10 protein-coding genes and 1 pseudogene are annotated in these 13366 nt (G+C 71.3%); 9 read left to right on the top strand and 2 right to left on the bottom strand.

Annotated features, from left to right (window positions below):
- Nucleotides 1–4: 4 nt before the first annotated feature.
- The 9 genes from ftsW to MXD57_RS27885 all read left to right on the top strand — a co-directional run bounded on the left by ftsW (nt 5) and on the right by MXD57_RS27885 (nt 8619).
- Complete coding sequence (gene ftsW / locus MXD57_RS27925) at nt 5–1366, top strand: putative lipid II flippase FtsW (protein ID WP_250404893.1); 1362 nt, start codon at nt 5–7, stop codon at nt 1364–1366.
- 6 nt (nt 1367–1372) lie between these two features.
- On the top strand, nt 1373–2461 hold the full coding sequence (murG, locus tag MXD57_RS27920; RefSeq protein WP_250404892.1) for an undecaprenyldiphospho-muramoylpentapeptide beta-N-acetylglucosaminyltransferase: 1089 nt from the start codon (nt 1373–1375) through the stop codon (nt 2459–2461).
- Between the two features lie 26 nt (nt 2462–2487).
- Nucleotides 2488–3282: a cell division protein FtsQ/DivIB gene (locus MXD57_RS27915; protein WP_250404891.1), complete on the top strand. Its 795-nt coding sequence runs from the start codon at nt 2488–2490 to the stop codon at nt 3280–3282.
- Nucleotides 3283–3562: 280 nt separating this feature from the next.
- Nucleotides 3563–4780: a cell division protein FtsZ gene (ftsZ, locus tag MXD57_RS27910; protein WP_250404890.1), complete on the top strand. Its 1218-nt coding sequence runs from the start codon at nt 3563–3565 to the stop codon at nt 4778–4780.
- Nucleotides 4777–5505 (top strand): peptidoglycan editing factor PgeF, encoded by a 729-nt coding sequence (pgeF, locus tag MXD57_RS27905; RefSeq protein ID WP_250404888.1) that lies wholly within the window; start codon nt 4777–4779, stop codon nt 5503–5505. The genes ftsZ and pgeF overlap by 4 nt, the downstream gene beginning before the upstream one ends.
- Nucleotides 5506–5511: 6 nt before the next feature.
- The gene (locus MXD57_RS27900; RefSeq protein WP_250404887.1) at nt 5512–6279 is read left to right on the top strand and encodes a YggS family pyridoxal phosphate enzyme; all 768 of its coding nucleotides are present in this window, start codon (nt 5512–5514) and stop codon (nt 6277–6279) included.
- A gap of 127 nt (nt 6280–6406) precedes the next feature.
- Nucleotides 6407–7048 carry a cell division protein SepF gene (locus MXD57_RS27895; protein ID WP_250404885.1) on the top strand — a complete coding sequence of 214 codons (642 nt, stop codon included), beginning with the start codon at nt 6407–6409 and terminating at the stop codon, nt 7046–7048.
- Between the two features lie 49 nt (nt 7049–7097).
- A complete protein-coding gene (locus MXD57_RS27890) occupies nt 7098–7385 on the top strand; it encodes a YggT family protein (protein ID WP_143636437.1) in 288 nt (95 codons plus the stop codon).
- Nucleotides 7386–7440: 55 nt separating this feature from the next.
- On the top strand, nt 7441–8619 hold the full coding sequence (locus tag MXD57_RS27885) for a DivIVA domain-containing protein (RefSeq protein ID WP_250404882.1): 1179 nt from the start codon (nt 7441–7443) through the stop codon (nt 8617–8619).
- A gap of 246 nt (nt 8620–8865) precedes the next feature.
- Here the strand turns inward: MXD57_RS27885 and ileS are convergent, their stop codons facing one another.
- The gene (gene ileS, locus MXD57_RS27880; RefSeq protein ID WP_250404881.1) at nt 8866–12009 is read right to left on the bottom strand and encodes an isoleucine--tRNA ligase; all 3144 of its coding nucleotides are present in this window, start codon (nt 12007–12009) and stop codon (nt 8866–8868) included.
- Nucleotides 12010–12791: 782 nt separating this feature from the next.
- Nucleotides 12792–13366, bottom strand: a pseudogene (locus tag MXD57_RS27875) (hypothetical protein); the annotation flags it as partial.

Genomic DNA, 13366 nt, shown 5'->3' with positions numbered 1-13366 from the left:
GCCCATGCCCGGTAGCCGTACCGGCCGCCCGCCCGTACAGCGGGCGCCCCGGCGTCCCGTGCCCCCCGGCCCATCGCGCGAGAACGCCGTGCGGCGCCTCTACACGCGCGCCCGGAAGGCCTGGGACCGGCCGCTGACCGCGTACTACCTGATCCTCGGCGGCAGCCTGCTGATCACCGTGCTGGGCCTGGTGATGGTCTACTCGGCCTCCCAGATCACCGCGCTGCAGCTCTCGCTGCCGGGCTCGTACTTCTTCCGCAAGCAGTTCCTCGCGGCGGCCATCGGCGGCGCGCTGATGTTCCTCGCCGCGCGCATGCCGGTGAAACTGCACCGGGCACTGGCCTACCCGATCCTGGCCGGCGCCGTCTTCCTGATGGTCCTGGTGCAGGTGCCCGGGATAGGGATGGCGGTCAACGGCAACCAGAACTGGATCTCCCTGGGCGGTTCCTTCCAGATCCAGCCCAGCGAGTTCGGCAAGCTCGCCCTGGTGCTGTGGGGCGCGGACCTGATCGCGCGCAAGCAGGAGCGCAAGCTGCTGACCCAGTGGAAGCACATGCTCGTGCCGCTGGTGCCGGCCTCCTTCATGCTGCTGGGCCTCATCATGCTCGGCGGCGACATGGGCACCGCGATCATTCTCACAGCGATCCTGTTCGGCCTGCTGTGGCTCGCGGGGGCACCGACCCGGCTGTTCGCCGGGGTGCTCTCGGTCGCCGGCCTGATCGGTGTCGTGCTCATCAGGACCAGCCCCAACCGGATGGCCCGGCTGGCCTGCATCGGCGCCACCGAGCCCCGGTCCGGAGTGGCCGACTGCTGGCAGGCCGTGCACGGGATCTACGCCCTCGCCTCCGGCGGACTGTTCGGTTCCGGCCTCGGCGCGAGTGTGGAGAAATGGGGCCAACTACCCGAAGCCCACACCGACTTCATCTTCGCCGTCACCGGTGAGGAACTGGGCCTGGCGGGAACGCTGTCGGTGCTCGCCCTGTTCGCGGCTCTAGGCTATGCGGGTATCCGCGTGGCCGGACGCACGGAGGACCCCTTCGTGAGGTACGCCGCGGGAGGCGTGACCACCTGGATCACCGCCCAGGCGGTGATCAACATCGGTGCGGTGCTCGGCCTGCTGCCGATCGCCGGCGTCCCCCTCCCGCTGTTCTCCTACGGAGGGTCCGCCCTGCTGCCGACCATGTTCGCCATCGGGTTGCTGATCGCCTTCGCGCGCGAGGACCCCGCTGCGCGGGCGGCGCTTGCGATGCGGCAATCTCGCTTTGGTAGAAAGCGGGCAGGAGGCTCCGGTGCCGAGCGGGGGCCTCGCAGATGGAACACGATGCGACGGCGCGCCTCGGCGGCGCGTTCGTCCGGAGAGCGGTGAATTTCGGTGCATGTCGTACTCGCCGGCGGAGGTACCGCGGGCCACATCGAGCCCGCGCTCGCCCTCGCGGACGCCCTGCGCAGGCAGGACCCGACCGTGGGGATCACGGCCCTGGGCACGGAGCGCGGCCTGGAGACCAGGCTCGTCCCGGAGCGCGGCTACGAGCTGGCGCTGATCCCCGCGGTGCCGCTGCCCCGCAAACCCACTCCCGAGCTGATCACCGTCCCGGGCCGGCTGCGCGGCACGATCAAGGCCGCCGAGCAGGTTCTCGAACGCACCAAGGCGGACGCCGTGGTCGGCTTCGGCGGTTACGTCGCCCTGCCCGCCTACCTGGCCGCCAAGCGCCTCGGTGTGCCCATCGTGATCCACGAGGCCAACGCCCGCCCGGGCCTGGCCAACAAGATCGGAAGCCGGTACGCCGCCCGGGTCGCCGTCTCCACTCCGGACAGCAAGCTGCGCGACGCCCGCTACATCGGCATCCCGCTGCGCCGCACCATCGCCACCCTGGACCGGGCCGCCGCACGCCCGGAGGCGCGCGCCCGCTTCGGCCTGGACCCGAACCTGCCCACCCTGCTCGTCTCCGGCGGCTCCCAGGGCGCCCGGCGCCTCAACGAGGTGATCCAGCAGGTCGCCCCGTGGCTGCAGCAGGCCGGCATCCAGATCCTGCACGCGGTCGGCCCGAAGAACGAACTGCCGCAGGTGCAGCAGATGCCGGGAATGCCGCCCTACATCCCGGTAAGTTACCTGGACCGGATGGACCTCGCGTACGCCGCGGCCGACCTGATGCTCTGCCGCGCGGGCGCGATGACCGTCGCCGAACTCTCCGCCGTCGGACTCCCGGCCGCCTACGTCCCGCTGCCCATCGGCAACGGCGAACAGCGGCTGAACGCGCAGCCGGTGGTGAAGGCGGGCGGCGGACTTCTCGTCGACGACGCGGAACTCACCCCCGAGTGGGTGCAGCAGCACGTCCTGCCCGTGCTGGCGGACCCGCACCGGCTCTACGAGATGTCCCGCGCGGCAAGCGAGTTCGGGCGCCGGGACGCCGACGAACTGCTCGCCGGCATGGTGCACGAGGCGATCGCCTCACGCCGATAGGACCATATGACGAAGGGGTAGTGAGGGTGGCCGGATCGACTACCGCGGAGCGCGGTGAACGCCAGCAGGAGTCGTCCGGCCCGCCGTCCGTGCGGCGGCTCGGGCGGGCGCGTCTTCGTATGATCGTCATTCTCGCTGCCGCCCTGGTGCTTCTCGGGGCGGGCTCCACCTGGGTGTTGTACGGCTCCTCGTGGCTGCGGGTACGGCACGTCTCGGTCTCCGGCACCCGGATGCTGACCCCCGCCGATGTGCGGGAGGTCGCCTCCGTGCCGCTCGGGGCACCCCTGGCGTCCGTCGACACGGACGCCGTGGAAGCACGGCTCCGCCGGAAACTGCGCAGGATCGACACCGTTTCGGTCGTTCGCGCCTGGCCTCACGGAATCGGCCTGAAGGTGACCGAGCGCACCCCGGTGCTGCTCGTCCCCAAGGCGGGGAACTTCGTCGAAGTCGACGACGACGGCGTCCGTTTCGCCACCGTTTCGCAGGCGCCGAAGGGCGTTCCGCTGCTGGACCTGAAGGTGTCCCGGTCGGGTCCGACCGCCGCGAGCCTCCGGCGCTTCGGCGCCGACCGCCTGGTGCGCGAGGCGGTGGGGGTGGCGGCGGCCCTTCCGGCCGCCGTGGCGCGGGACACCCGGACCGTCCAAGTGCGGTCCTACGACGACATCTCGGTGGAGCTGGGCGGCGGCCGCACGGTCGTCTGGGGAAGCGGCGAGAACGGCCGTGCCAAGGCACGGGCCCTCACAGCACTCATGAAAGCAGCTCCCGGAGCCCGGCACTTCGACGTCAGCGTGCCCACCGCGCCTGCGTCATCGGGGAGTTGACGGGTATCGGCGCAGGCCAGCCCCCTGGTTGGGCACTGCTACGGCTGATCACATAGGGTGAAAAGAAAAACGGGAGGTTCGGCGTGTTCGTTGAACGGGCGCCGCTTGTCGACTTAGTGTCCTGTTCAGAAGACTTCAGGGAACAGGCACACTGGTAACCCTAAACTTCAGGGTTAGGGTTCGGGTCGGCGTTACGGACCGTCCCATTCGGCATCCGTCGTCCCGGTGCGGGGAAACCGCCCGGCGGCGACAACGTAATTCGAGGCGAGAGGCCTTCGACGTGGCAGCACCGCAGAACTACCTCGCAGTCATCAAGGTCATCGGTGTCGGCGGCGGTGGTGTCAATGCCATCAACCGGATGATCGAGGTCGGTCTCAAGGGCGTCGAGTTCATCGCCATCAACACCGACGCACAGGCGCTGTTGATGAGCGACGCCGACGTGAAGCTCGACGTCGGCCGCGAACTCACCCGCGGACTCGGTGCCGGGGCCAACCCGGCCGTCGGCCGCAAGGCCGCCGAGGACCACCGCGAGGAGATCGAGGAGGTCCTCAAGGGGGCCGACATGGTCTTCGTGACGGCCGGTGAGGGCGGCGGCACCGGAACCGGCGGCGCGCCCGTCGTGGCCAACATCGCGCGCTCGCTCGGCGCCCTCACCATCGGCGTGGTCACGCGCCCGTTCACCTTCGAGGGACGGCGCCGCGCGAACCAGGCCGAGGACGGCATCGCCGAGCTGCGCGAAGAGGTCGACACCCTCATCGTCATCCCCAACGACCGGCTGCTGTCCATCTCGGACCGGCAGGTCTCGGTCCTGGACGCCTTCAAGTCGGCCGACCAGGTCCTGCTCTCCGGTGTGCAGGGCATCACCGACCTCATCACCACGCCCGGTCTGATCAACCTGGACTTCGCCGACGTCAAGTCGGTCATGTCCGAGGCCGGTTCCGCCCTGATGGGCATCGGATCGGCCCGCGGCGACGACCGCGCGGTGGCCGCGGCCGAGATGGCGATCTCCTCGCCGCTGCTGGAGGCGTCCATCGACGGCGCCCGCGGCGTGCTGCTCTCCATCTCCGGTGGCTCCGACCTCGGTCTGTTCGAGATCAACGAGGCCGCCCAGCTCGTCAGCGAGGCCGCCCACCCGGAGGCCAACATCATCTTCGGCGCCGTCATCGACGACGCCCTCGGCGACGAGGTGCGGGTCACCGTGATCGCGGCCGGCTTCGACGGCGGTCAGCCGCCGGCGCGCCGGGACAACGTCCTCGGCTCCGCCTCCACCTCCGCCTCCGGGGCGTCCGCGCCCCGGCGCGAGGAGCCCGCTCCGGCGCGGCAGCCGGAGAGCCGCCCGTCCTTCGGCTCGCTCGGCAGCGTGACGCCGAAGGAGGAGCCGGAGCCGGCGCCCGAGCCGGTGGCCGAGCTCCCCGTGACCCCGTCGGTCCCGCCCGCGCCGCGCACCTACGCGGACAGCGCGGCCGAGGAGCTGGACGTCCCGGACTTCCTGAAGTGATAGGACGGCGCGAGAGCGCGGGCGGCGCGCACTTCGCCTTCACCGACCGGTGGGGCGGGGTGAGCGCCGCTCCGTATGAGGAGCTCAATCTCGGCGGCGCGGTCGGTGACGACCCCGGATCGGTCCGGGCCAACCGGGAGCTGGCGGCGAAGTCGCTCGGCTTCGGACCCGACGCCGTCGTCTGGATGAACCAGGTGCACGGGGCCGACGTGGCCGTCGTGGACGCGCCCTGGGGCGAGTCGCCCGTGCCGGAGGTCGACGCGCTCGTCACCGCGCGCCGGGGGCTCGCGCTCGCTGTCCTCACCGCCGACTGCGTGCCGGTGCTGCTGGCCGACCCGGTCGCCGGCATCGTGGCCGCCGCCCACGCCGGCCGCCCGGGAATGGCCAAGGGGGTCGTTCTGGCCGCCGTACGGGCGATGACCGAACTCGGTGCCGAGGCCGAGCGGATCACCGCACGTACCGGACCGGCCGTCTGCGGCCGGTGCTACGAGGTGCCGGAGGCGATGCGCGCCGAGGTGTCCGCGGTCGAGCCGGCGGCGCACGCCGAAACCGCCTGGGGCACTCCGGCGGTGGACGTGAGCGCCGGAGTGCACGCCCAGCTCGAGCGGCTCGGGGTGCGCGACCGCGCGCACTCTCCGGTGTGCACCATGGAGTCGGGCGACCACTACTCGTACCGCCGCGACCGCACCACCGGGCGGCTCGCGGGCTATGTCTGGCTGGACTGATGGGGCATGACGGACCGTAAGACCGAACTCGCCGCGAACCTGGCGAACGTGGAGCGGCGGATCAGCGACGCGTGCGCCGCGGCCGGGCGTGAGCGGGAGGAGGTGACCCTGATCGTGGTCACCAAGACCTACCCGGCGAGCGATGTGCGCATCCTGTCGGAACTCGGTGTGCGTCACGTCGCCGAGAACCGGGACCAGGACGCGGCGCCGAAGGCGGCCGCCTGCGCGGACCTGCCGCTGAAATGGCATTTCGTCGGCCAGTTGCAGACCAACAAGGTCCGTTCCGTGGTCGGTTATGCCGATTTCGTGCAGTCCATCGACCGGGGTCGGCTCGTCGCCGCGCTGTCGAAGGAGGCGACCCGCGCGGGGCGCGAGGTCGGATGCCTCATCCAGGTCGCGCTGGACGCGGGCGAGGGCGGCCCGGATTCCACGGGTGCGGGCGACACGCCGGACGGGCGGCCGGGGGAGACCGGTTCGCGCGGCGGAGTGGCGCCGGGCGGGATCGAGGAACTGGCCGGCCTCGTGGCCGCGTCACCGGGACTGCGGCTCGACGGCCTGATGACCGTCGCACCGCTCACCGGGGAGTATGCGGGACGCGAACGGGCGGCGTTCGACCGGCTCATGGATTTGTCGACCGACCTGCGCCGGGCCCATCCGGCTGCAACCATGGTGTCGGCAGGGATGAGTGCGGACCTCGAGCGGGCCGTGGCGGCCGGAGCGACACATGTGCGCGTCGGCACTGCGGTACTCGGAGTCCGCCCCAGGCTCGGGTAACGTCGCCAAGAAGTCGGACCACAGCAGAAAATATGGTCAATGTCTGCGAAAGCTGGCACAAAGACCACGTGGATCGCGGGCACTTGGCAGTCGCAGTCGATCCACCACAGAGCGGAGGACTCAGAGAATGGCCGGCGCGATGCGCAAGATGGCGGTCTACCTCGGCCTCGTGGAGGACGATGGGTACGACGGCCGCGGATTCGACCCCGACGACGACTTCGAGCCCGAGCTGGACCCGGAACTCGACCGGGACCACCGACGGCATGAGGTGTCACACCAGTCACACGGCGCACATCAGTCCCAAAGGGACGAAGAGGTGCGTATCGTGCAACCGCCCGCGCCGCGCGAGCCGGTGGCCCGCTCGGCTTCGCTCGCCGCGGAATCCGGGCGCCCGGCGCGTATCGCGCCCGTGGCATCCATCACACAAGAACGCCACTCCCTGGAGAAGAACGCACCGGTGATCATGCCCAAGGTCGTGTCCGAGCGGGAGCCCTACCGGATCACCACGCTGCACCCGCGGACGTACAACGAAGCCCGTACCATCGGGGAACACTTCCGTGAGGGCACTCCGGTGATCATGAATCTGACTGAGATGGATGACACAGACGCGAAGCGACTTGTCGACTTTGCGGCCGGTTTGGTGTTTGGTCTTCACGGCAGCATCGAGCGGGTGACGCAGAAGGTGTTCCTGTTGTCTCCTGCTAACGTCGATGTCACGGCGGAGGACAAGGCCCGCATCGCAGAGGGCGGGTTCTTCAACCAGAGCTGAGAAGTACCACCGGGAAAAGCACGGAACAGGGGAGAGGGAAAGTCAGGCCATGAGCGTGTTCGCGCAGGTGATCTACATCGCGCTGATGGTGTTCCTCGTCGTGCTGATCTTCCGGCTGGTCATGGACTATGTCTTCCAGTTCGCCCGCTCGTGGCAACCCGGCAAGGCGATGGTGGTCGTGCTTGAGGCCACCTACACTGTCACCGATCCACCGCTGAAGCTTCTGCGGCGGTTCATCCCGCCGCTGCGTCTCGGGGGCGTGGCGCTCGACCTGTCCTTCTTCGTACTGATGATCATCGTCTGGATCCTCATCTCCGTCGCACAAAGATTTGTGTGATGAGGATGGACGATACGGTCTTGCCGACTGCCGATGACTACGTTGAGGTGAAGAGATGCCGTTGACCCCCGAGGACGTGCGGAACAAGCAGTTCACGACCGTCCGCCTCCGAGAAGGCTATGACGAGGACGAGGTCGATGCCTTCCTCGATGAGGTCGAAGCCGAACTGACGCGCCTGCTCCGCGAGAACGAGGACCTGCGTGCCAAGCTGGCCGCGGCCACCCGTGCCGCTGCTCAGAACCAGCAGAACATGCGCAAGCCCCCGGAGCAGGACCAGCAGCAGGGCGGCATGCCTCAGCAGGGTGGCATGCCTCAGCAGGGTGGCATGCCCCAGCAGGGCGGCATGCCTCAGCAGGGGATGCGAGGTCCCGGCGCGCCGGTACCCGCCGGCATATCGGGCCCGCCGCAGCAGCAGATGGGTGGCCCCATGGGTGGTCCGCCCCAGCTGCCGAGCGGTGCCCCGCAGCTGCCCGCCGGTCCCGGTGGTCAGGGCGGCCCGCAGGGTCCCGGTCCGATGGGCCAGGGTCCGATGGGTCAGGGCCCCATGGGCGGTCAGCCGCCCATGCAGCAGCAGATGGGTGGCCCGATGGGCGGCCCCATGGGCGGTCCGATGGGCGGCCCCGGTCAGGGCCCCGGTGGCGACAGCGCCGCCCGTGTCCTCTCGCTGGCCCAGCAGACCGCCGACCAGGCGATCGCCGAGGCTCGTTCCGAGGCCAACAAGATCGTCGGCGAGGCCCGCAGCCGCGCCGAGGGTCTGGAGCGCGACGCCCGTGCCAAGGCCGACGCGCTGGAGCGGGACGCGCAGGAGAAGCACCGCGTCGCGATGGGCTCCCTGGAGTCCGCCCGCGCCACGCTGGAGCGCAAGGTCGAGGACCTGCGCGGCTTCGAGCGCGAGTACCGCACGCGTCTGAAGTCGTACCTCGAGTCCCAGCTTCGTCAGCTGGAGACCCAGGCCGACGACTCCCTGGCGCCGCCGCGCACCCCGGCCACCGCCTCGCTTCCGCCGTCCCCGGCGCCCTCCATGGCCCCGGCCGGCGCGAGCGCTCCGTCCTACGGGGGCAACCAGGGCATGGGCGGTGCTCCGGCGCCGTCCGCCCCGTCCTACGGCGGTCAGCAGCAGATGACCCCCGCGATGACCCAGCCCATGGCTCCGGTCCGCCCGCAGGGTCCGTCCTCGATGGGCCAGGCGCCCTCGCCGATGCGCGGGTTCCTGATCGACGAGGACGACAACTGACGGGCCGCGGACACTAGTACGACAACGGCGTCGGCAGCGTTCAGGGCGGGCCCCCGGACTTCGGTCCGGGGGCCCGCCCTTTTTACGCGTGTTGACGCACGTGGGTCGGTATCGAGAGCGGACCCGCCCCTGCGTCCCGCCCTTCCCTTTCGCCGTTCCGCCCTTCCGGCCCGCCAGGGTGTACGAAGGCCCGACCCCCCCGCTCGGCGCATGCCGGGGGGGCCGGGCCTTCGTACGCTCGGGCGCCTACGCCTTGCGGAGCCGGAACGTGAGGGACAGCCCCTCGTCCGTGAACGGCTCGCCGTAGCCGGCGTCGGCCTCGCCCTGGGCGAAGTCGGGCGCCAGAACCTCCTCGGCGATCAGGCCGGCGTGCTCCGAGAGGGCCGCGACGACCGCCGGGTCCGTGGAGGTCCAGCACAGCGCGATGCGGTCGGCGACGTCCAGGCCACTGTTCTTGCGGGCCTCCTGGATCAGCCGGATCGCGTCACGGGCCAGACCCGCCCGCCGCAGCTCTTCGGTGATCTCCAGGTCCAGCGCCACCGTGGCACCGGAGTCGGAGGCCACCGACCAGCCCTCGCGCGGGGTCTCCGTGATGATCACCTCGTCGGGGGCCAGGGTGACCGTCTCCCCGTCGACCTCCACCGAGGCCGTGCCCGCGCGCAGGGCGAGGGAGAGCGCCGCCGCGTCGGTGTTCGCGACCGCCTTGGCGACGTCCTGCACCCGCTTGCCGAACCGCTTGCCCAGGGCACGGAAGTTGGCCTTGGCCGTCGTGTCGACCAGCGAACCGCCGACCTCGGAGAGGGACGCCAGCGAGGAGACGTTCAGCTCCTCCGTGATCTGCGCGTGCAGCTCCGGGGCCAGGGCCTCGAAGCCGGCGGCGGCGATCAGCGCCCGGGACAGCGGCTGACGGGTCTTCACACCGGACTCGGCGCGCGTGGCACGGCCCAGCTCCACCAGACGGCGGACCAGAACCATCTGCCTCGACAGCTCCGGGTCGATCGCGGACAGGTCCGCCTCGGGCCAGGTCGCCAGGTGCACCGACTCGGGGGCGCCCGGGCTCACCGGCACCACCAGGTCCTGCCACACCCGTTCGGTGATGAACGGGGTGATCGGCGCCATCAGCTTGGTGACCGTCTCCAGCACCTCGTGCAGCGTGCGCAGCGCCGCCTTGTCGCCCTGCCAGAAGCGGCGGCGCGAGCGGCGGACGTACCAGTTCGACAGGTCGTCCACGAACGCGGACAGCAGCTTGCCGGCGCGCTGGGTGTCGTAGGCCTCGAGGGACTGCGTCACCTGGTCGGTGAGCGCGTGCAGTTCGGACAGCAGCCAGCGGTCCAGCAGGGGGCGCTCGGCCGGTGCCGGGTCGGCGGCGGACGGCGCCCAGTCGGACGTGCGGGCGTACAGGGCCTGGAAGGCGACCGTGTTCCAGTACGTCAGCAGCGTCTTGCGGACCACCTCCTGGATGGTGCCGTGGCCGACGCGACGGGCCGCCCACGGAGAGCCGCCGGCCGCCATGAACCAGCGCACCGCGTCGGCGCCGTGCTGGTCCATGAGCGGGATCGGCTGCAGGATGTTGCCCAGGTGCTTGGACATCTTGCGGCCGTCCTCGGCGAGGATGTGGCCCAGGCAGACGACGTTCTCGTACGACGACCGGTCGAACACCAGCGTTCCGACGGCCATCAGTGTGTAGAACCAGCCGCGGGTCTGGTCGATGGCCTCGCAGATGAACTGCGCCGGGTAGCGGGCCTCGAACAGTTCCTTGTTCTTGTATGGGTAGCCCCACTGCGCGAACGGCATCGAACCCGAGTCGTACCAGGCGTCGATGACCTCCGGCACACGCGTGGCCGTCCGGCCGCAGTCCTCGTGGCGGCAGCCGAAGGTGACGTCGTCGATGTACGGCCGGTGCGGGTCGAGGTTCGACTGGTCGGTCCCGGTCAGCTCGGACAGCTCCGCGCGCGAGCCGACGCAGGTGAGGTGGCCCTCCTCGCAGCGCCAGATGGGCAGCGGGGTGCCCCAGTAGCGGTTGCGGGACAGCGCCCAGTCGATGTTGTTGTTGAGCCAGTCACCGTACCGGCCGTGCTTGACCGTGTCCGGGAACCAGTTCGTCCTCTCGTTCTCCTGGAGCAGCCGGTCCTTGATCGCGGTGGTGCGGATGTACCAGGACGGCTGCGCGTAGTACAGCAGCGCGGTGTGGCAGCGCCAGCAGTGCGGGTAGCTGTGCTCGTACGGCAGGTGGCGGAAGAGCAGGCCGCGCTGCTGGAGGTCCTCGGTGAGCCGCTCGTCGGCCTTCTTGAAGAAGACGCCGCCGACCAGCGGGACGTCCTCCTCGAAGGTGCCGTCCGGGCGGACCGGGTTGACCACGGGCAGGCCGTAGGAGCGGCAGACCCTCAGGTCGTCCTCACCGAACGCGGGGGACTGGTGGACCAGGCCCGTACCGTCCCCGGTGGTCACGTAGTCGGCGTTCACCACGTAGTGCGCGGGCTCGGTGAACTCGACCAGCTCGAAGGGGCGCCGGTACGTCCAGCGCTCCATCTCGGCGCCGGTGAAGGACTGGCCGGTGGTCTCCCAGCCCTCGCCGAGCGCCTTGGCGACGAGCGGCTCGGCGACGACGATCTTCTCCTGGCCGTCGGTGGCGACGACGTAGGTGACCTCGGGGTGCGCGGCGACCGCGGTGTTGGACACCAGGGTCCACGGGGTCGTCGTCCACACCAGGAGCGCGGCCTCGCCGGCCAGCGGCCCGGAGGTGAGGGGGAAGCGGACGTACACGGACGGGTCCACGACCGTCTCGTAGCCCTGCGCCAGCTCGTGGTCGGACAGGCCGGTGCCGCAGCGCGGGCACCAGGGGGCGACCCGGTGGTCCTGGACCAGCAGGCCCTTGCCGAAGATCTCCTTCAGCGACCACCAGACGGACTCGATGTACTCGGGGTCCATCGTGCGGTACGGGTCCTGGAGGTCGGCCCAGTAACCCATGCGGGTGGTGAGCTCCTCGAAGGCGTCGGTGTGCCGGGTCACCGACTCACGGCACCGGGCGTTGAACTCGGCGATGCCGTACGCCTCGATGTCCTGCTTGCCGGAGAAGCCGAGCTCCTTCTCCACGGCCAGCTCCACCGGGAGGCCGTGGCAGTCCCAGCCGGCCTTGCGGGCCACGTGGTAGCCGCGCATGGTGCGGAAGCGCGGGAAGACGTCCTTGAAGACGCGGGCCTCGATGTGGTGGGCGCCGGGCATGCCGTTCGCGGTGGGCGGGCCCTCGTAGAACACCCACTCGGGGCGTCCCTCGGACTGCTCCAGGCTCTTGGCGAAGATCTTCTGCTCGCGCCAGAAGTCGAGCACGGCGTGCTCAAGCGCGGGCAGGTCGACCTGGGCGGGCACCTGGCGGTACGTCGGCGCTGTCATCTGCGAGCATCCTCCAACGGACTTGCTGCCTTCCGTCGGAGGGACGAGAGCTCATTCCTGTCCACGCCGTGTGCGGCGCGCTCCCGCGGTACCACCCTCCTTGGCCCCCCGCCGCGCCGTCCGCGCCGGTGAGCCCCCTCATTGGGGTCGCGAAGCCGGTTCTAATCGCCGTGGCGGCTGCCACGCCTTTCTTCCGGCGGCTCCGGGGTGATCTTCACGTCGCGCTCGCCCCCGGGCTCACACCGTCCCCGGGTCGCTCTGCGCTGCGTACGCCGCTACTCGTCCCCATCCATGCTTCTCGCTCCGCCCAGTGTACGGCGCCCGGCGGACAGCGGCCGACCGGTTTTCCCCCGCGCGTGGGGGGCGGGGCGGCGAGCCGGTGGGATGACCCGAATGGCGAGGGGGAGGCGCTCGCGCCGCGGCGCGCTCCGCTTCGCGGATTACCGGGCGGGGAGCTGGGCACAACGGTTGCAGGTCCGCTGTTCGGGGGATACGGGCGGGCGAATCGGGCGGTGCGCCCCGTTGCCGCGGGACCCGGGTCGATTTATCGTCCCAGCACGATTCGCGAGCAAGATCACAATATGTGAAGGGGCCGCGGCCATGGTGGCGAAGAAGACCGCCGTACAGCAGCCGGTGTCCGGCCGCTCCAGTGGCGCGGCCGCATCCGGCGGCGAGGCCGAGGGAGCCGGCGGCAGCAGGACCACGCGGGCGGACGCCGCCCCGGCCGGGCGGGCGCGGCCGGTGAAGACGGCGCGTGCCCCGGCGGCGGGCGCGAAGAGGCATCACGCGGAGGCGACCGCCGGGACGCCCGCGTCCACGGAGCCGGGCGGCGGCCCGGAGCCTGCCGGCCGCGCGAAGCCCGCCGCGTCCACCAGGAGGCGGGCATCGGGCGGGGAGGCCCCGGCCAGGGTGTCCGCCGCCCGTGGGGCGGCGCGGAAGGCGTCCGCCGGGACGGCGGTGGACAGGAGCGCGGCGTCCGGGCGCGTCGCCGCCGAGCACGGCGCGGCGACGACGTCGGCCAGGAGGACGGCGGCGAGGGCGGGGGCCGCCCGGGACGGCACCTCCCCCGCGGCGGCCACGGCCGAGGGTTCGGCCGCCCCGGGGACGGCCGCCGAGGAGGAGGCCGGTCCGGAGGCGGCCGTCGGGAGGAGGGCCGCGGCGGGTGTGCGTGCCGGCGCCGCCGAGGGTCCCGCCGGCGGCAAGGCGGCCGTGGGGAAGGCGGCCGTGGGGAAGGCGGGCGCGAAGAAGGCGGGCGCGAAGAAGGCGAGTGCGAGGACGGCCGCCCGGAGCGCGAGCGCCGAGCGGCGGACCCGGTCAGCGGCGGCGACCGGGCCCGCGGCCGGCGCCGGGGCCGAGG

This window comes from Streptomyces cellostaticus, assembly GCF_023630175.1.
In the GTDB taxonomy this organism is placed as follows: Bacteria; Actinomycetota; Actinomycetes; order Streptomycetales; family Streptomycetaceae; genus Streptomyces; species Streptomyces cellostaticus_A.
This window is presented reverse-complemented; position numbering and strand designations above follow the sequence as displayed.

What these genes read in the sequence shown, in the direction of transcription:
- ileS (WP_250404881.1), bottom strand. Translation starts at nt 12,009, where the DNA reads ATGACAGCGCCGACGTACCGCCAGGTGCCCGCCCAGGTCGACCTGCCC.
- MXD57_RS27885 (WP_250404882.1), top strand. Translation starts at nt 7,441, where the DNA reads ATGCCGTTGACCCCCGAGGACGTGCGGAACAAGCAGTTCACGACCGTC.
- ftsW (WP_250404893.1), top strand. Translation starts at nt 5, where the DNA reads ATGCCCGGTAGCCGTACCGGCCGCCCGCCCGTACAGCGGGCGCCCCGG.
- MXD57_RS27900 (WP_250404887.1), top strand. Translation starts at nt 5,512, where the DNA reads ATGACGGACCGTAAGACCGAACTCGCCGCGAACCTGGCGAACGTGGAG.
- MXD57_RS27890 (WP_143636437.1), top strand. Translation starts at nt 7,098, where the DNA reads ATGAGCGTGTTCGCGCAGGTGATCTACATCGCGCTGATGGTGTTCCTC.
- MXD57_RS27895 (WP_250404885.1), top strand. Translation starts at nt 6,407, where the DNA reads ATGGCCGGCGCGATGCGCAAGATGGCGGTCTACCTCGGCCTCGTGGAG.